This is a genomic window from Chitinophaga rhizophila, from assembly GCF_019492185.1.
Lineage (GTDB): Bacteria > Bacteroidota > Bacteroidia > Chitinophagales > Chitinophagaceae > Chitinophaga > Chitinophaga rhizophila.
Genome location: NZ_JAICCF010000004.1, coordinates 276,303 through 291,181 on the forward strand (window position 1 = coordinate 276,303; position 14,879 = coordinate 291,181).

The 14,879-nt window shown below is 47.1% G+C and carries 11 protein-coding genes and 1 riboswitch; of the genes, 8 read left to right on the plus strand and 3 right to left on the minus strand.

The features are described from left to right. Positions 1-41 precede the first annotated feature (41 nt). Entirely contained in the window at positions 42-737 is a 696-nt protein-coding gene (locus K1Y79_RS21220) for a LytR/AlgR family response regulator transcription factor (protein WP_220252200.1), read from the minus strand. Positions 738-871: 134 nt separating this feature from the next. Here K1Y79_RS21220 and K1Y79_RS21225 point away from each other — a divergent pair, with 134 nt between their 5' ends. The 5 genes from K1Y79_RS21225 (at position 872) to K1Y79_RS21245 (ending at position 7,320) form a co-directional block, all read left to right on the plus strand. Then, positions 872-1,243 carry a hypothetical protein gene (locus K1Y79_RS21225; RefSeq protein ID WP_220252201.1) on the plus strand — a complete coding sequence of 124 codons (372 nt, stop codon included), beginning with the start codon at positions 872-874 and terminating at the stop codon, positions 1,241-1,243. Positions 1,244-1,320: 77 nt separating this feature from the next. After that, the gene (locus tag K1Y79_RS21230) at positions 1,321-2,742 is read left to right on the plus strand and encodes a TolC family protein (RefSeq protein WP_220252202.1); all 1,422 of its coding nucleotides are present in this window, start codon (positions 1,321-1,323) and stop codon (positions 2,740-2,742) included. Between the two features lie 17 nt (positions 2,743-2,759). After that, positions 2,760-5,915, plus strand: a complete 3,156-nt coding sequence (locus tag K1Y79_RS21235) for an efflux RND transporter permease subunit (protein ID WP_220252203.1) — start codon at positions 2,760-2,762, stop codon at positions 5,913-5,915. Then, positions 5,908-7,002, plus strand: coding sequence for an efflux RND transporter periplasmic adaptor subunit (locus K1Y79_RS21240; RefSeq protein ID WP_220252204.1), 1,095 nt, complete (start codon positions 5,908-5,910; stop codon positions 7,000-7,002). The genes K1Y79_RS21235 and K1Y79_RS21240 overlap by 8 nt, the downstream gene beginning before the upstream one ends. 120 nt (positions 7,003-7,122) lie before the next feature. Beyond that, positions 7,123-7,320 carry a hypothetical protein gene (locus K1Y79_RS21245; protein WP_220252205.1) on the plus strand — a complete coding sequence of 66 codons (198 nt, stop codon included), beginning with the start codon at positions 7,123-7,125 and terminating at the stop codon, positions 7,318-7,320. Positions 7,321-7,407: 87 nt separating this feature from the next. Here the strand turns inward: K1Y79_RS21245 and K1Y79_RS21250 are convergent, their stop codons facing one another. Further along, positions 7,408-8,280, minus strand: coding sequence for a phosphatase PAP2 family protein (locus K1Y79_RS21250; protein ID WP_220252206.1), 873 nt, complete (start codon positions 8,278-8,280; stop codon positions 7,408-7,410). A gap of 158 nt (positions 8,281-8,438) precedes the next feature. Beyond that, a riboswitch (Fluoride riboswitch) is annotated at positions 8,439-8,522 on the plus strand. Positions 8,523-8,579: 57 nt separating this feature from the next. Here K1Y79_RS21250 and K1Y79_RS21255 point away from each other — a divergent pair. Continuing rightward, positions 8,580-9,866, plus strand: coding sequence for a voltage-gated chloride channel family protein (locus K1Y79_RS21255; protein WP_220252207.1), 1,287 nt, complete (start codon positions 8,580-8,582; stop codon positions 9,864-9,866). A gap of 23 nt (positions 9,867-9,889) precedes the next feature. Continuing rightward, complete coding sequence (locus tag K1Y79_RS21260; RefSeq protein ID WP_220252208.1) at positions 9,890-10,849, plus strand: NADP-dependent oxidoreductase; 960 nt, start codon at positions 9,890-9,892, stop codon at positions 10,847-10,849. Between the two features lie 347 nt (positions 10,850-11,196). Here the strand turns inward: K1Y79_RS21260 and K1Y79_RS21265 are convergent, their stop codons facing one another. Then, positions 11,197-12,138, minus strand: a complete 942-nt coding sequence (locus K1Y79_RS21265) for an aldo/keto reductase (RefSeq protein ID WP_220252209.1) — start codon at positions 12,136-12,138, stop codon at positions 11,197-11,199. A 450-nt stretch (positions 12,139-12,588) separates the two neighbouring features. On the opposite strand from K1Y79_RS21265, the gene K1Y79_RS21270 reads away from it, so the two are divergent. Beyond that, positions 12,589-14,763: a bifunctional alpha,alpha-trehalose-phosphate synthase (UDP-forming)/trehalose-phosphatase gene (locus K1Y79_RS21270; RefSeq protein ID WP_220252210.1), complete on the plus strand. Its 2,175-nt coding sequence runs from the start codon at positions 12,589-12,591 to the stop codon at positions 14,761-14,763. Positions 14,764-14,879: the final 116 nt, after the last annotated feature.

Below are 14,879 nucleotides of genomic sequence, written 5' to 3' on the forward strand. Positions count from 1 at the left end.
ATTGCAGCAATCATACCTAAGGCAATATGGTATAGGCCGTGCTAAAGGAGTTTAAGCCGGTTATTAAAAGCCCCTCTATAAGCATCTGCTACAGGTACTATATGCTTACCTATTACAATTGCCCCATCTTCTATTGCATTAATCATATCTAACGCCACAATGTATGAGCGGTGTACACGCATGAACTTAGCTGCCGGCAGCCTTTCTTCAATAGCTTTTAACGTTGAATGTATGGTATGAAACTGCTGTGCAGTATGGAGCTTTACATAGTCGCCCATTGCTTCCAGGTACAGGATGTCCTCAAGTTTAATCCTCCTGAGGATGCCGCTATCCCTGATAAAGAGGTATTCCGGATCAGTATCCTGTAATGTTCTGATGCCTGCCTGCTGCAACTCCTTCACTCTTTCAATGGCCTGAATAAAACGTGCTGGTGTTACAGGCTTAATCAGGTAATCTGCTACTTGCAGTTCAAAGGCTTCGATAGCATAGTCTTTTTTGGCGGTAGTGAAGATGATGACAGGACCTTGCTTACCTATATTGCGTGTTAATTCCAGTCCGTCCATTCCTGGCATTTCAATATCGAGCAATAACAGATCAATTCTCTCCTTTTGCAGGATATTGTAGGCTTCAATAGCGCTGGCACATTCCCCGGCTACTGTCAGCTGGTCTACATGACTGACCAACTGTTTCATGGCAGTGCGGGCCAGTTTGTTGTCGTCGATAATCAGGCAGTTCATACTACAAAGATACTGATACCTGCTACGGTCCACATTAAAGCGGCATTATAATTCAATTAAAACGTGCCTGGAACCTATGCATTATAAAAATGTTTAAATATCTTGCGGATGTATTACTATAAACGGGTCTCAATTTGAAACAGCTTAAACGGCTTTTATTATTCCTCTCATGTGTATTCCTCCTGCCGACATTGCAGGGAGAGAGTCCGTTTACGTCTTCAGATTCCCAGACAGTCTTACGTCCAACAGCCGGCAGTCATGTTCATACGACCGGTAGCAATCTTGTTAAGCGGCAGGCAGCCATTTATTCGCTGAACGATACCATTCGCAAGTATCGTACACGGACGAAAGCACTCAACGACTTCCATGAGTTATGCCTGTTTGTAGCTAGTATCCGTATTAAGACAGTACTGTTATATATCCAACCTCAGTATAAAGGGTATAAAGAGTCTTATATCAGTGTAGCCGTCACTATCAGTGACTGGCGTGGGCCTCCGGTAGCCTGATCTCATCTTTCTTTTCAATGTAATCTTATTTAATACCGCAGGTGCCCGCCTGTGGTGATTTAACACATCTGTCAGCTATGATTAAAAAACATGCTGCCGGGATGTGGAGGCTATTATTTTGCCTGTCGGCAGGATTGCCTCTGCATGTCCGCGCACAAACAACAGGGAATAGTCTGCCCCTCCAGCAGGCTATTGCCCTGACGCTGGAACATTATCCGTCGTTAAAAGCGAAAAAGACCTTATCAAAGGCCGGCGAGGCGCATACTATTGACGTGCGCCATAACTGGTGGCCGGCAGTCAGGCTTGTGGAAGAAACGACTATTGGTACCGATAATGGTCTCTACGGCTCCTATTTCCCGTTAGGAACAATCCCATCCACATCCGGAGGTATCCGCGCGGCTAACAAAAGTGATCTAATGAGTGGCAATATCGCTATGGCTCAGGTACAGTGGGAAGTGTACAATTTCGGAGCCTACCGCACCCAGCGTGAGGAAGCGATCCAGCAACAAAAGGTGGCTGGTATGGATGCAGACATTACTGCTAATGACCTGATGTCTGCCGTTGTACGTGACTACCTCGGCATGCTGCAATACAGAGCGCTCATGAAGATTCAGGAAGATAATATTGAGCGTACCCGCTCCGTACAACGGGCTGTAACGGCAATAGTACTACACGGACTAAAACCGGGGGTAGACAGCTCCATTGCTGCGGCAGAACTATCCAAAGCAAGACTCAACTACCTGGATATACAGAACAGCTACCGGAGCGTACGCCTGCATATGAGTATGCTTACCGGGTTGGATACCAGCGCCATTCAGCCGGATACACTCTATAACAGCGGACTGCTCGCCTTACTGGCCGCTACTACGGATACCTCTACTGTGGCCGCTTCACACCCGGTACTCCAATACCATAATGGTATATTACTACAACAGCAGAAGCATGAAGCAGTGATCCGCAGAGCTGCCCTGCCAAAGGTCTCTATACTGGCCGCAGGCTGGATGAGAGGTTCCAGTGGCCAGTTTGATGATATCTATAATAAGAATCTATGGACGGGGCTGAATTACAGCCGCTATAACTATCTCGCAGGACTGGCCCTTACCTATAACCTCGCAGATATTGGTCATACCCGCGACAGGGTGCGGGAGCAGCGATTGAAGACAAAAGCGGCTGCAGAACAGGTACAAACTACTCAGGCTGTTCTCAATAACAGTCTGCAGCAGGCAAAGCTTAACATTCACACGGCACTCGATAAGCTACAGGAAATGCCTGCCCAGCTTAACGCTGCGCGGGCTGCAGCGTTGCAGAAGATGGCGCTTTATAAAGGAGGGCTGACCAATATTATCGAAGTGACCAATGCCCTGTACCTGCTAAACCGTGCCGAAACAGATATGGTGCAAACCCGTAATGCTGCATGGCAGGCCTTGTTTACACAGGCCTTCGCCGCCAATGCTATCAACGAGCTGGTACAACAGCTGGAACAGGCACGTATGCAATAACCTCTAAAACGATTATTATGTCTCTAGTTACCAGTGCACTGAAAAAGCCCTTGTCTGTTGTCGTATTGACGATTGGCATGTTCCTCTTTTCCGTGCTGGCAGTTGTCAATATACCTATCGATATCTTCCCGAAGCTCAATCTGCCAACCATCTACGTAATTGAACCTTATGGCGGTATGTCGCCCCAGCAGATGGAAGGATTTTTTGCTACCCGTCTCCAGGACCAGTTCCTGTATGTGAACGGTATTAAAAACATCAGCAGTAAGAATATTCAGGGCCTGACCATGATCAAGCTCTCTTTTTACGAGAATACCAATATGGCGGAAGCCTCGGCCCAGGTAGCCCTGCAGGTGAACAGGGCCATGAAGTTCTTCCCGCCGGGAGCATTGCCGCCACAGGTGGTTAGATTTGATGCATCCTCCTTGCCGGTAGGCCAGCTGGTATTCAGTTGTCCCAACCGCTCGCTGAAAGATATCTACGACCTGGCTAATACACGTGTCAGACCAATGTTCGGCGCTGTACCCGGTTTATCTGCTCCGCCGCCATTCGGCGCTAACTCCCGCTCTGTAATCGTCAATGTAGATCCTAACAGACTACGCAGCTATAATATGAATGCAGACGAGGTGGTAGAAGCTATCGCCAAAAATAACGTCATGACGCCCTCCGGTAATATTCGTATCAATAATACGATGTACGTGACCACCATCAACTCTCTTGAGAAAGAAGTGCAGGACTTTGGCGACATTCCAATCACTACCAACGGTAGTTCCACTGTCTTTGTACGGGATGTTGCCAGGGTATCTGATGGAACGGATGTTACGGTAGACTACGCCCTTGTGGACGGTAAACGTTCTGTGTATATCCCGGTAGTGAAGACTGCAGACGCTTCTACGTGGGATGTGGTAAAACAATTGAAAGAGCGGCTACCAGAAATGCAAAGCCTACTGCCCGACGATGTAAAGGTGAGCTATGAATTTGACCAGTCAATATTTGTTATTAACGCTGTCAAAAGTCTGCTGACGGAAGGTATGCTAGGCGCATTATTAACTGGCTTGATGGTGCTGCTCTTCCTGAAAGACCTGCGCAGCTGTCTTGTAGTAGTCATTACCATACCTATTGCTATTCTTGCGGCCGTACTGGGGCTATACCTGTCAGGTCAGACTATTAACCTGATGACGTTAAGCGGACTTGCCCTGGCGATAGGGGTACTGGTAGACCAGGCTACGGTCACAATCGAGAATATCCACCAGCATCTGGAAATGGGAAAGAGCAAACGGCAGGCTATCTATGACGCCAGTCAGGAAATAGCCTTTCCGTTGCTGCTGATACTCCTGTGTATCCTCGCGGTATTTGCACCTTCATTTATCATGACTGGGGTGCCCAGGGCTATGTTCCTCCCGCTGTCCCTGTCTATCGGTTTTGCCATGATAGCATCTTACTTCGCGGCGCAGTCGCTGGTGCCGGTACTGTCCAACTGGTGGCTGAAGGAAGACAAGTTCAGCCATCAACATCAGCAGGAAGGTGGTTTTGAGCGATTTAAGAACAGATTTGTAGCAGTGGTGGAATGGTTAGGCAAGCGCTCTGGTCTTGTTATAGGCGTTTACCTGGTACTGGCCTTGGGGATTGCAGCCCTGGGATTTGTCATCATTGGGAAAGACCTTATGCCGCATGTCAACACCGGACAATTCCAGGTAAGACTAAAGCAACCCGACGGTACACGTCTGGAAAGAACGGAAGAAAAGGTACACCGGGTATTACAACTCATAGACAGTACCGTTCAGGGTAATGTAGCCATCAGTTCGGGGTATGTGGGGTTAATACCCAGTAGTTATGGTACCAGTAATCTGTACATCTTCAATAGCGGTACCCACGAGGCGGTACTACAGGTAAACCTGAATGAAGACTATAAGGTCGATATCGAAGAACTAAAGGACCGTCTCAGAGCAGTCATAAAAGAAGATATGCCTGAAATGAGGGTAAGTTTTGAGCCGGTGGATATGACTGAGAAGATCATGGCGCAGGGGGCAGCTACACCTATCGAAGTAAGAGTGGCCGGAAAAGACATGAAACAGATCGAAGGATATGCCAATGACCTGGTAGACCGGCTAAAAGATGTAGACTTTCTGCGGGATGTGCAGATAGCGCAACCGCTTCATTACCCGGTAATCAAAATCAATATTGACAGGTTCAAGGTCGCCCAGATGGGATTGAACATGTACCAGGTGGCCCGGTCGGTGACTGCCTCCACGTCATCCAGCAGGTTTACTGAAAAGAACCAATGGCTGGATGAGAAGGTAGCCTACACTTACCAGGTGCAGGTACAGATTCCGGAGTATATCATGCAGACCATCAACGATCTAAAAGAGATCCCGCTGGTCAAAGGACAGGCCAGACCAGTATTAGGGGATGTAGCCACCTTCTCCAACAGTGAAATGCCAGGTGAATATGACCGTGCAGGTACAAGACGGTATATAACAGTGAGTGCAAACATTAAAGACAAGGATTTAGGCACAGCTACCAGCGTGGTACAAAAGGCTGTCGATGACATGGGAGAGCCGCCAAAGGGCTTAAAAGTGGAATTAAAGGGTAGTTCAAGTCTGCTGACAGAAACCCTCGGTAGTCTTCAAAACGGACTGTTGCTGGCAATTGTTGTGATTTTCCTCCTGCTGGCTGCTAATTATCAGTCCTTTAAGCTCAGTATTGTAGTATTGACAACCGTACCTGCCGTAATTGGAGGGGCATTGATGATGCTATTGCTCACTGGCGCAACGCTTAACCTGCAATCCTACATGGGGATGATCATGTCAACGGGTGTATCTGTGGCGAATGCTATCCTTATTGTGACTAATGCCGAGAAACTACGGCTGGAATATAAAGACGCTTACCGGGCCGCTGTTGCCAGTGCCGGTCTGCGCTTACGCCCCATATTAATGACAAGCCTAGCCATGATAGCAGGTATGATACCCATGGCTACTGGTATGGGTGAATCGGGAGACCAGACAGCTCCACTGGGCAGAGCCGTTATCGGCGGACTGATAGCCTCTACCATAGCAGCCCTGCTGATCCTGCCGCTGGTATATGCTGCCATGCAACGTAAGACTTCTTATGAAGACCCTTCGCTGCTGCCTGAAAACAATATTGACCAACCTAAAATTGCTGATATCCATGTATAAGTACCTTTTCATTATAGCACTGTCAGGCGTGATGATCACCGCCTGCCATGAATCAAAGCCAAAGCAGAAACCTGCTGTGAAAGACAGCAAAGGCAGAAAGTACCAACTGACTACGGTAGTCCGTGAACCGCTTTCCTCGACCATACAGCTGCCTGCTGTATTGGAAGCCTACCAGAAGGTGAGCATTTATCCAAGGGTGAACGGGTTTGTGAAGACTGTCAATGTAGATCGCGGATCTGCTGTAAGACGGGGACAGGTACTCATCACGCTGGAAGCGCCGGAGATCATACAGCAATACTTCGCCGCACAGTCCAAATACCTGCAGTCAAAAGCTGTCTTTGCCGCATCGAAGGATAATTACGAACGTACATTGGCAGTAAGTGAAACTCCTGGTACTATCTCTGCACATGACGTGGAGGTAGCTAATGCAAGAATGGAGGCAGACAGCGCCATTATGAATAGTGAGCTGGCTAACTTCCGGGCTTTGGAAGCTACCCGTAGTTACCTGACGGTGACCGCCCCTTTTGACGGCGTCATTACTGAAAGAAATATACATCCCGGTGCACTGGTGGGACCAGGCGCACGAATGGAGCCAGGCGCTATGCTGATGCTGGAACAGGAAGACAGGCTGCGTCTTGTAGTACAGGTGCCGGAGGTATATAGTGCGCAGCTGTCAGCCACCAGACAGGTAAGTTTTCATGTAAATGCATTACCTGGAAAGGTATTTACCGGTAATATCAGCCGCCAGGCGGGATCACTGAGTAACAGGTACCGGTCTGAAGCTGTGGAGGTCGATGTCACTAATAACCAGCACCTGCTCAAACCAGGTATGTACGCCGAAATATCTGTGCCGGTAACCGGCTCCGTACAGGCAATGGTTGTTCCTTCCAGTGCCATTGTCACATCCACCGAGAAAAAGTATGTCGTGGCTGTAAGAGATGGGCAGACCCGCTGGATAGACGTACAGGAGGGGAACCACCATAGTGATTCTACCGAAATCTTCGGAAAGCTGTTGCCGGATGAAAAGGTGATCGCCAATGCTAATGACGAGATAAAAGAAGGTATGCGGATTGACCAGGAAGGTTAACTGATACTATATGCTTATTCCAGGGAGGTTGTATCGAAAGATGCAGCCTCTTTTTATTTTCCGGACTTCCATTTCTCCTCCGGCAGCATTTTTGTAACCATTTTAGTAAAACGTTCAAATATGACAGTAAAGAAATCAACGAACGAAAGACGTGCTATCAAACAGGTAAAACGCAAAAATGCCGGTGCTACCGGTGCTGCAAAAGCTGCTCCTCAGAAAGAGTTCAATGACGATAAAAACAGCACGCTGGAAGGCTATGATGAGAACGAATATGACCCGAAGGACAAGGCGGACGAACAGCGTAAGAAAGGGGAGTAAGCAGGAAGAATACTGTATAACGCCTGCATTCAAATAAAACAGGGACCCAGCATCTGGATCCCTGTCAAAAAGATAAGTGCTGACTGGTTAGTTCATCAGAAGCACAGCTGATAGTCCGGCAGACTTCCACTGTGTGTTATAATTTGGCATCACCATCACACGGGTATCTGCTTCGCCGTCACTGTTTTTGCCTACAAATAACCGCTGGATCTTCGGATAGGCCCAGTAAGCCGCTTTTGTGCTGAGTATACCCAGACCCGCGCCGGCAATAACATCACTTACCCAGTGACGGTTATTATAGATGCGCAGCACTCCTGTAGTGGCAGCAACAGCATAACCCGCAACGCCATACCAGGGGCTTACATCCTTATACTCCTCCCACATGAACTGTGCAGTCATGAATGCAACTGAGGTATGTCCGGAGGGAAAGGAATTGTAGGTACTACCATCTGGTCGCAGACGGCCTGTAGCCTTTTTGATGAAGAAAGTAGAGGAAGTCACCAATACAGAAGACATCCCCAGCAGTATAGTGCGATCAACAAAGTTATGCTTACCCTTGATGCCTGCCATATTCAATGCGTATACAGCGGCAGCAGGTACGTATTTCAGATAATCATCGACACTGGTGCGGAAAGTCGGATGATCTTCCGTGACTTCGTTCTTAGTGCTGTGGTCCAGAGAGCGTAAAGTGCCACTGGTCAGACTCACTGCGCCATAAGTCATCATGGCGGTTGGTACGATAATGCCTGCAAGTCTGGTCGTGTAGTTAGGGATCTTACGTTTGTAATTCAGGTTCGTATTGAAAACCGGAACAGCCGCATCCTTCGCCGGCAATGTGGTTGGCACATCGTTTGCGTGATGGAGTGTAGTATCCGCATTCACATTCACAATAGCTGTATCAGCTGTTGCATAGACACAATAAGTCGATAGTTGCAGGCTAAGCAGTAAGAACAATCTCATGTTTGGTGCTGGTGAAATCTTTATGTTTACCGATAATACCATTTAAGTTACGACAAAATTGCCAAATCATCTTGTAGCTAAGATGAAAATCCCCCGTCTTTAACTATATTTTCACTATTTTCGTCACTTAGGTGGCACATTTGTGTGATATCTGTATCACTTACCCAGGAAATGGTGTCTTCCTGCTCAAGAACCGCCCTCACTCCGTACGCCGGGTAGTGGCTGATGGCGCCTGCAAATAGCAAGTATCTTCCCGCTTATATTGGGAAGATGGTAAAATTGTACTTATTTGTAGGCCAATGAAATATCTCAAGCATTCTGTTGAACAATTGACTATCGCCTATCAGCTCCTCCGCTGGACGCTGATCATTATTCCCGTATCATTAACAGTCGGCTCTCTTGTGGCACTCTTCCTATGGCTGCTGGACGAGGTAACCCACCTTCGTCATCAAAACGGATGGTTACTCTGGTTATTGCCCATTGCGGGCATATTCATCCACTTTCTATATAAAAAACTGGGGACCAAGTCTGAAGCAGGTAATAACCTGATCATGAATGAAATTCACCAGCCAGGAGGAGGCGTACCTGCCGGTATGGCCCCACTGGTATTACTCACCACTATCATCACCCACCTGTTCGGTGGCGCTGCAGGAAGGGAGGGTACTGCCGTACAGATAGGCGGCAGTATGGCTCACATGCTGGCCCGCTGGATGCGACTATCTGCCGCTGATGTACGGATTATTCTGATGACGGGTATCGCTGCAGGCTTTGGCGCTGTGTTTGGTACACCACTTACCGGCGCTGTATTTGCATTGGAAGTACTCGCCATTGGTGTGATTCGCTATGATGCACTGATCCCTTGTCTGATAGCTGCCGTATTCGCAGATATTGTGTGCACGGCCTGGGGCATCCACCATACGCACTACCAGATACTATTTGAGCAAAACCAGGTATTGTTCCACTTTGTACACTTTGACTTCCTTTTACTCATAAAAGTGGTTGTCTGCGGTGTGGCTTTCGGCCTTGCAGGCGCATTGTTTGCAACCTGTATGGGCAACATCAAACGGTATGCAAAAGAATGGATCCGGCCAGCCTGGCTTATTCCGGCTGCAGGTGGCTGTATTATCATTGCCGGCTGTTACCTGTTGGGTACCCGCGACTATATAGGCCTTGGGGTAACATCGCCTGATGCCGGCGGAGTAAGTATCGTCAGCGCGTTCACCAACACGGATATCTCTCCATGGGGATGGTTGTGGAAGCTGCTATTTACCGCAATCACCCTCGGGATGGGATTCAAAGGAGGAGAGGTCACTCCGCTGTTTTTTATAGGTGCCACTTTAGGTCATACGCTGGCTGTGATGATGGGAGCGCCGGTGGATTTGTTTGCCGGTCTGGGATTTATTGCCGTATTTGCAGGGGCCACCAATACTCCGATAGCCTGTACGCTGATGGGAGTTGAACTTTTTGGCACAACACATGTGCTATACTTCGCCGTAGCATGTTTCACTGCTTATTATTTCAGCGGACATGCAGGCATCTACAGTGCGCAACGTGTAGGCGTACCAAAGAGCCATCACATTGATTAACCACACAACTGAATTTTAAGTCTATGAAGGCAGTAGCCGTTCAGCAATTCAAGGGCATTCCGGAAGTTATGGAACTACCCCGTCCGGAAGTGAAGCCCGGAACCCTCCTCGTACGTGTAGCCGCAGCTGGTATGAATCCCTTCGATTGGAAACTGGCTGATGGTATTCTTGACGGAAAGATGCCGCATAAATTCCCACTGGTACTCGGCGTAGATGGTGCTGGTACTGTAGAAGCTGTGGGCGAAGGAGTGACGCTCTTTAAACCAGGTGACCAGATCTATGGCCAGTTTATCCATGCGCCTGTCGGCGAAGGCTCTTATGCAGAATACGTCGCTGTACCCGAAAAGGCAGCTATCTCTCATGCTCCAAGAACTATCTCTCTGGTAGATGCTGCCGCTGTGCCAACTGCTGGTATGACAGCCCAGCAACTTATAGAGCGTTCTGGCCTGAAGCATGAGCAGATATTACTAGTTGTAGGCGCAACCGGCGGTGTAGGCTCCTTCGTTGTACAACTGGCAGCTATGCAGGGTATCTATGTCATTGCCACTATTAGCAGCGATGCAGATGAAGCGCGTATCAAAAAATTAGGTGCAAAAGAAACAATTAACTACAAGAGACAATCCATTGAAACAGAAATCAGGAATAAGTACCCATCTGGTGTAGATGGCCTGATAGACCTTGTTAGCCCTGCAGAAGCCTTTAACTCATTCACTAAACTTGTCGCTTATAAAGGCGCTGCTTTAACAACATCTTTCGTCTCAACGCCTGAAGTATTACAGGAAAGAGAGCTCAGTGGTGGTAACTTCGAGACGCATGGTACGCCTGCTTCGCTGGATGCCTTGACGGATGCTGTTGATAATGGTGCGCTGACAGTGCCTGTAGGGGAGGTGATTACAATGGAAGATGTGCCTAAAGCTATTGCTGACAGCAGACAGTTAAAAGGGAAAGGAAAGACGGTTATCAGGATAGGGGCAGAGAATTAACATGCCGGATAATGCGGCTGACAGCCCCGCTTAATTCGCAGTGAAGAGAACATAGGTCACCACGCTATACCTTATCGGTATCTCCCGGTAGGGAAAGTATCGTTCTATGATGATGTCATTGCTGGCCGTGCTAGATGCTATCGGAATCTTTCCTTACTGAGAGTACCATCCCATCATCAAAAGCGTACTGCCAGCATTTTGCTATCTCTGTATAACGAAGTAAGAAGATCATATCTTAGTGAAGGAATGAAAAATAGCATTGTTATCTTTCATTCCTTCACTGATGATGGCCTTCAATACAAACGCATGCCGCTTTCCGGATCGCTGATATAAGATGGCCAAATAACTTACAGATCGCTGGCAATATTCAGCTTCTCAATTGCTCCTGCATCAAGTTGCAGCTGTGTTGCCTTTAGCAGGTCTTCCAGCTGTTTCGTACCTGTAGCGCTCACAATAGGAGCCGTGATACCCGGGTGTTGTACCAGCCACGCAATCGCTACACTGGTAGGTGTGGTCTTATAGTCTGCCGCTACTTCATCCAGTGTTTCAAGGATGTTTTGTCCACGTTCATCCAGGTAGCCTACGGCCTTTTCACCACGCGGACTCTTTGCCGCATCTTCCTTTGATCTGTATTTCCCACTCAGGAACCCGCTCGCCAGTGAATAGTAACTGATCACGCCAAGGTTATATTGTTGTGTGATAGGAAGGTATTCCCGTTCAAATTTCTGACGATCATACAAATTGTATTCAGGCTGTAATGACTCGTACCGTGGGAAGCCATTCGTCTCACTGGCTTCCAAAGATTGCAACAACCTTTCCGGACTCATATTGGAAGCTCCGATCACACGCACCTTGCCTGCTTTCACCAGCTTGTCATATGTAGCCAGTGTCTCTTCTACAGGCGTTTTCAGGTCGTCATAATGTGACTGATACAGGTCAATATAATCGGTTTGCAGTCTGCGTAAAGACTCCTCTACCGTCTTCTCAATATATGCCGGTGACAGGTCGCGTACCTTGCCACCACCTACTTTGGTGGCAATCACTACCTGATCCCGTTTACCACTTTGCTTCAACCATTTACCGATAATTGTTTCTGATTCTCCTCCGCTGTTACCTGGTGCCCAATGCGAGTAAGAGTCTGCCGTATCTATCAGATTAAATCCTGCTGCAACAAATGTGTCGAGCAAAGAAAAAGAGGTCGCTTCATCTGCTGTCCAACCAAAAACATTTCCGCCAAAAGCTAATGGTGCTACCCGTAACTCCGATTTTCCCAATTGTCTTTTTTCCATTACACTGTGTTGATTTGTTATGAGTAAATAGTTTCAGTCAGTCATTACTGCACCATCGAAATGATACATCTATCTGTTGCGCTGCTATCGGTAACATAATTTTTATACACATGTACAACTGCTGTATCAGTAGTGTGACAATATTACTGACGATCTCTTGAATGACTTGCTGGTAGCGGATTCATCGACTGACAGTATTGCTGTACATGTTTCCTGCAGGCGCGTGTGATGCAGCATTGACAACTGAATGTACGAGTTTGTTTCAAAAGGAATACCATAAATTTATGTATCTTGCCGGCCATCGTAGTCCACGATTTGCAGCTATTGTAACCTATTGAGCAAGCTGCGTTCTTTCCGTATCTATTTTCAGGTGCGCTTTTTGTAAACTGCTTTCCGTATATCGGAACTGGCATTGATATCAGCATAGATTTTTTGATTTAAAACTGTATTATGAGTAAAACCATTATTGTATCTAACAGACTACCCGTAAAAATCACTGAAAAGGATGGAGAATACGTGCTGAATCCCAGTGAAGGTGGTCTGGCTACAGGCTTGGGGTCCATTTACAGGCAAGGCTATAATATCTGGATAGGGTGGCCGGGTATAGATGTGAACGAGACTGCACAAACTAAGATCAAGGAACAGTTAGGTGAAATGAACCTGATGCCTGTTTACCTGACGCAGGAGGAAATCAACAATTACTACGAAGGATTTTCTAATGAAGTGTTGTGGCCTGTTTTCCACTATATGTCCGTATATGCCCGCTATGAACAGGTATATTGGGATTTCTATTATCAGGTAAACAGTAAATTCAGAGATGCGGTACTGCAGGTAGCAGAACCTGGAGATGTGATCTGGATTCATGACTATCAGCTGTTGCTGTTGCCAGGCATGATCCGCTCTGAAGTACCTGATGTTGCTATCGGATATTTTCAGCATATCCCATTTCCTTCCTTCGAGCTTTTCCGCCTCATACCATGGCGTGCAGAATTGCTGGAGGGTATGTTGGGCGCAGACCTGCTGGGCTTTCACACATTCGATGACAGCCACCACTTCCTCAATGCAGTGACCCGTCTGCTGCCGGTTAATGCTTCTGCCAACGTTGTCATGGTCAATGACCGTGCAGTAGTCGCAGAGACCTTCCCGATGGGTATTGACAATAATAAGTTTGAGCAGCTCTCTACAGATCCGGAAGTATTACGCCAGCTGGAAAATCTGAAGGAGACATTCCATGATACCCATATGGTGCTCTCTATCGACCGCCTTGATTACAGTAAAGGAATTATCCAGCGCCTGCAAGCATTTGAGCTATTCCTCCAATTATATCCGGAATATCTTGAGAAAGTTGTATTGTACATGATCGTCGTTCCTTCCAGGGATAGCGTGCCGCAATACAAGGAACTGAAAGAAGCTATAGATATGCTCGCAGGCGGCATCAATGCACGCTTCCGCACAATGAACTGGCATCCGGTAAACTATTTCTACCGTTCATTCCCGGTTGAAATATTGTCTGCATTGTACAACTTTGCTGATGTAGGACTGGTAACGCCTATGCGTGATGGTATGAACCTGGTGAGCAAAGAATATATTGCAAGCCGCAAGAATGATGACGGCGTACTGATACTAAGTGAAATGGCCGGCGCATCGAAAGAATTGATAGATGCGTTGATTGTAAATCCCAATAACATTGGCGCTATTGCAAGAGCTTTACACGAAGCGTTGAATATGCCACAGCAGGAACAACAACGCCGTATGAAACAAATGCGGCAGGTGGTGGCGAAGTTCAATATCTCTCACTGGGTAAAATTATTTATGACTCGTTTGCAGGAAGTAAAACAACTCCAGCAATCAATGTTAGCACGTCGTATGAATATGGATATGCAGGCGCAGGTGCGCAATCATTATAAGAAAGCGCCTGAACGCGTAATATTCCTGGACTATGATGGTACACTCGTAGGCTTCCAGGCAAATATCGATCTGGCTTCTCCGGATCAGGAATTGTATCACCTGTTAAAATCATTGACCAACGATAAAGCCAATCATGTGGTGATGATCAGTGGTCGTAAGCATGAAACACTGGAAGAATGGTTAGGGCAACTACCACTTGACCTGATTGCAGAACATGGTGCATGGCATAAGAAATATGGTGAAGACTGGCAGAAAATACCAGGCCTCACCGCGCAATGGAAACAGGACATCCAACCCATCCTGGAAACCTTTATGGATCGTACACCGGGGTCTTTTATAGAAGAGAAAAGTTACTCCCTCGTATGGCACTACAGGAAGGTCGAAGTGGGTCTTGGTGAACTACGTGCAAATGAGCTGATGAATACCCTCCGTTATTTCACCAGCGATATAGGATTACAGATACTACCAGGCGATAAAGTTATCGAAATAAAAAATGTAGAGATCAATAAAGGTAAAGCCACACTGGCATGGTTGCAGGAAAGACAGTTTCCATTTGCCCTGGCCATCGGCGATGATCATACAGACGAAGATATCTTCAAAGCATTACCCGCAGATGCAGTAACCATCAAAGTAGGTAGTCAGGTGTCAGCAGCAAGATTTTATTTAAGAAATCACCACGAAGTACGGGCATTTCTTCGTACATTGGTGGCAGGATAATTACATACGCAGATTACTAATGCAAATAGAAAAGGGTGTCTTTTATATAAGACGCCCTTTTTGTTTTTACCCGAGAAACAAGTCCTCAATTCATCCCATTTTTGATGCAGCAATTA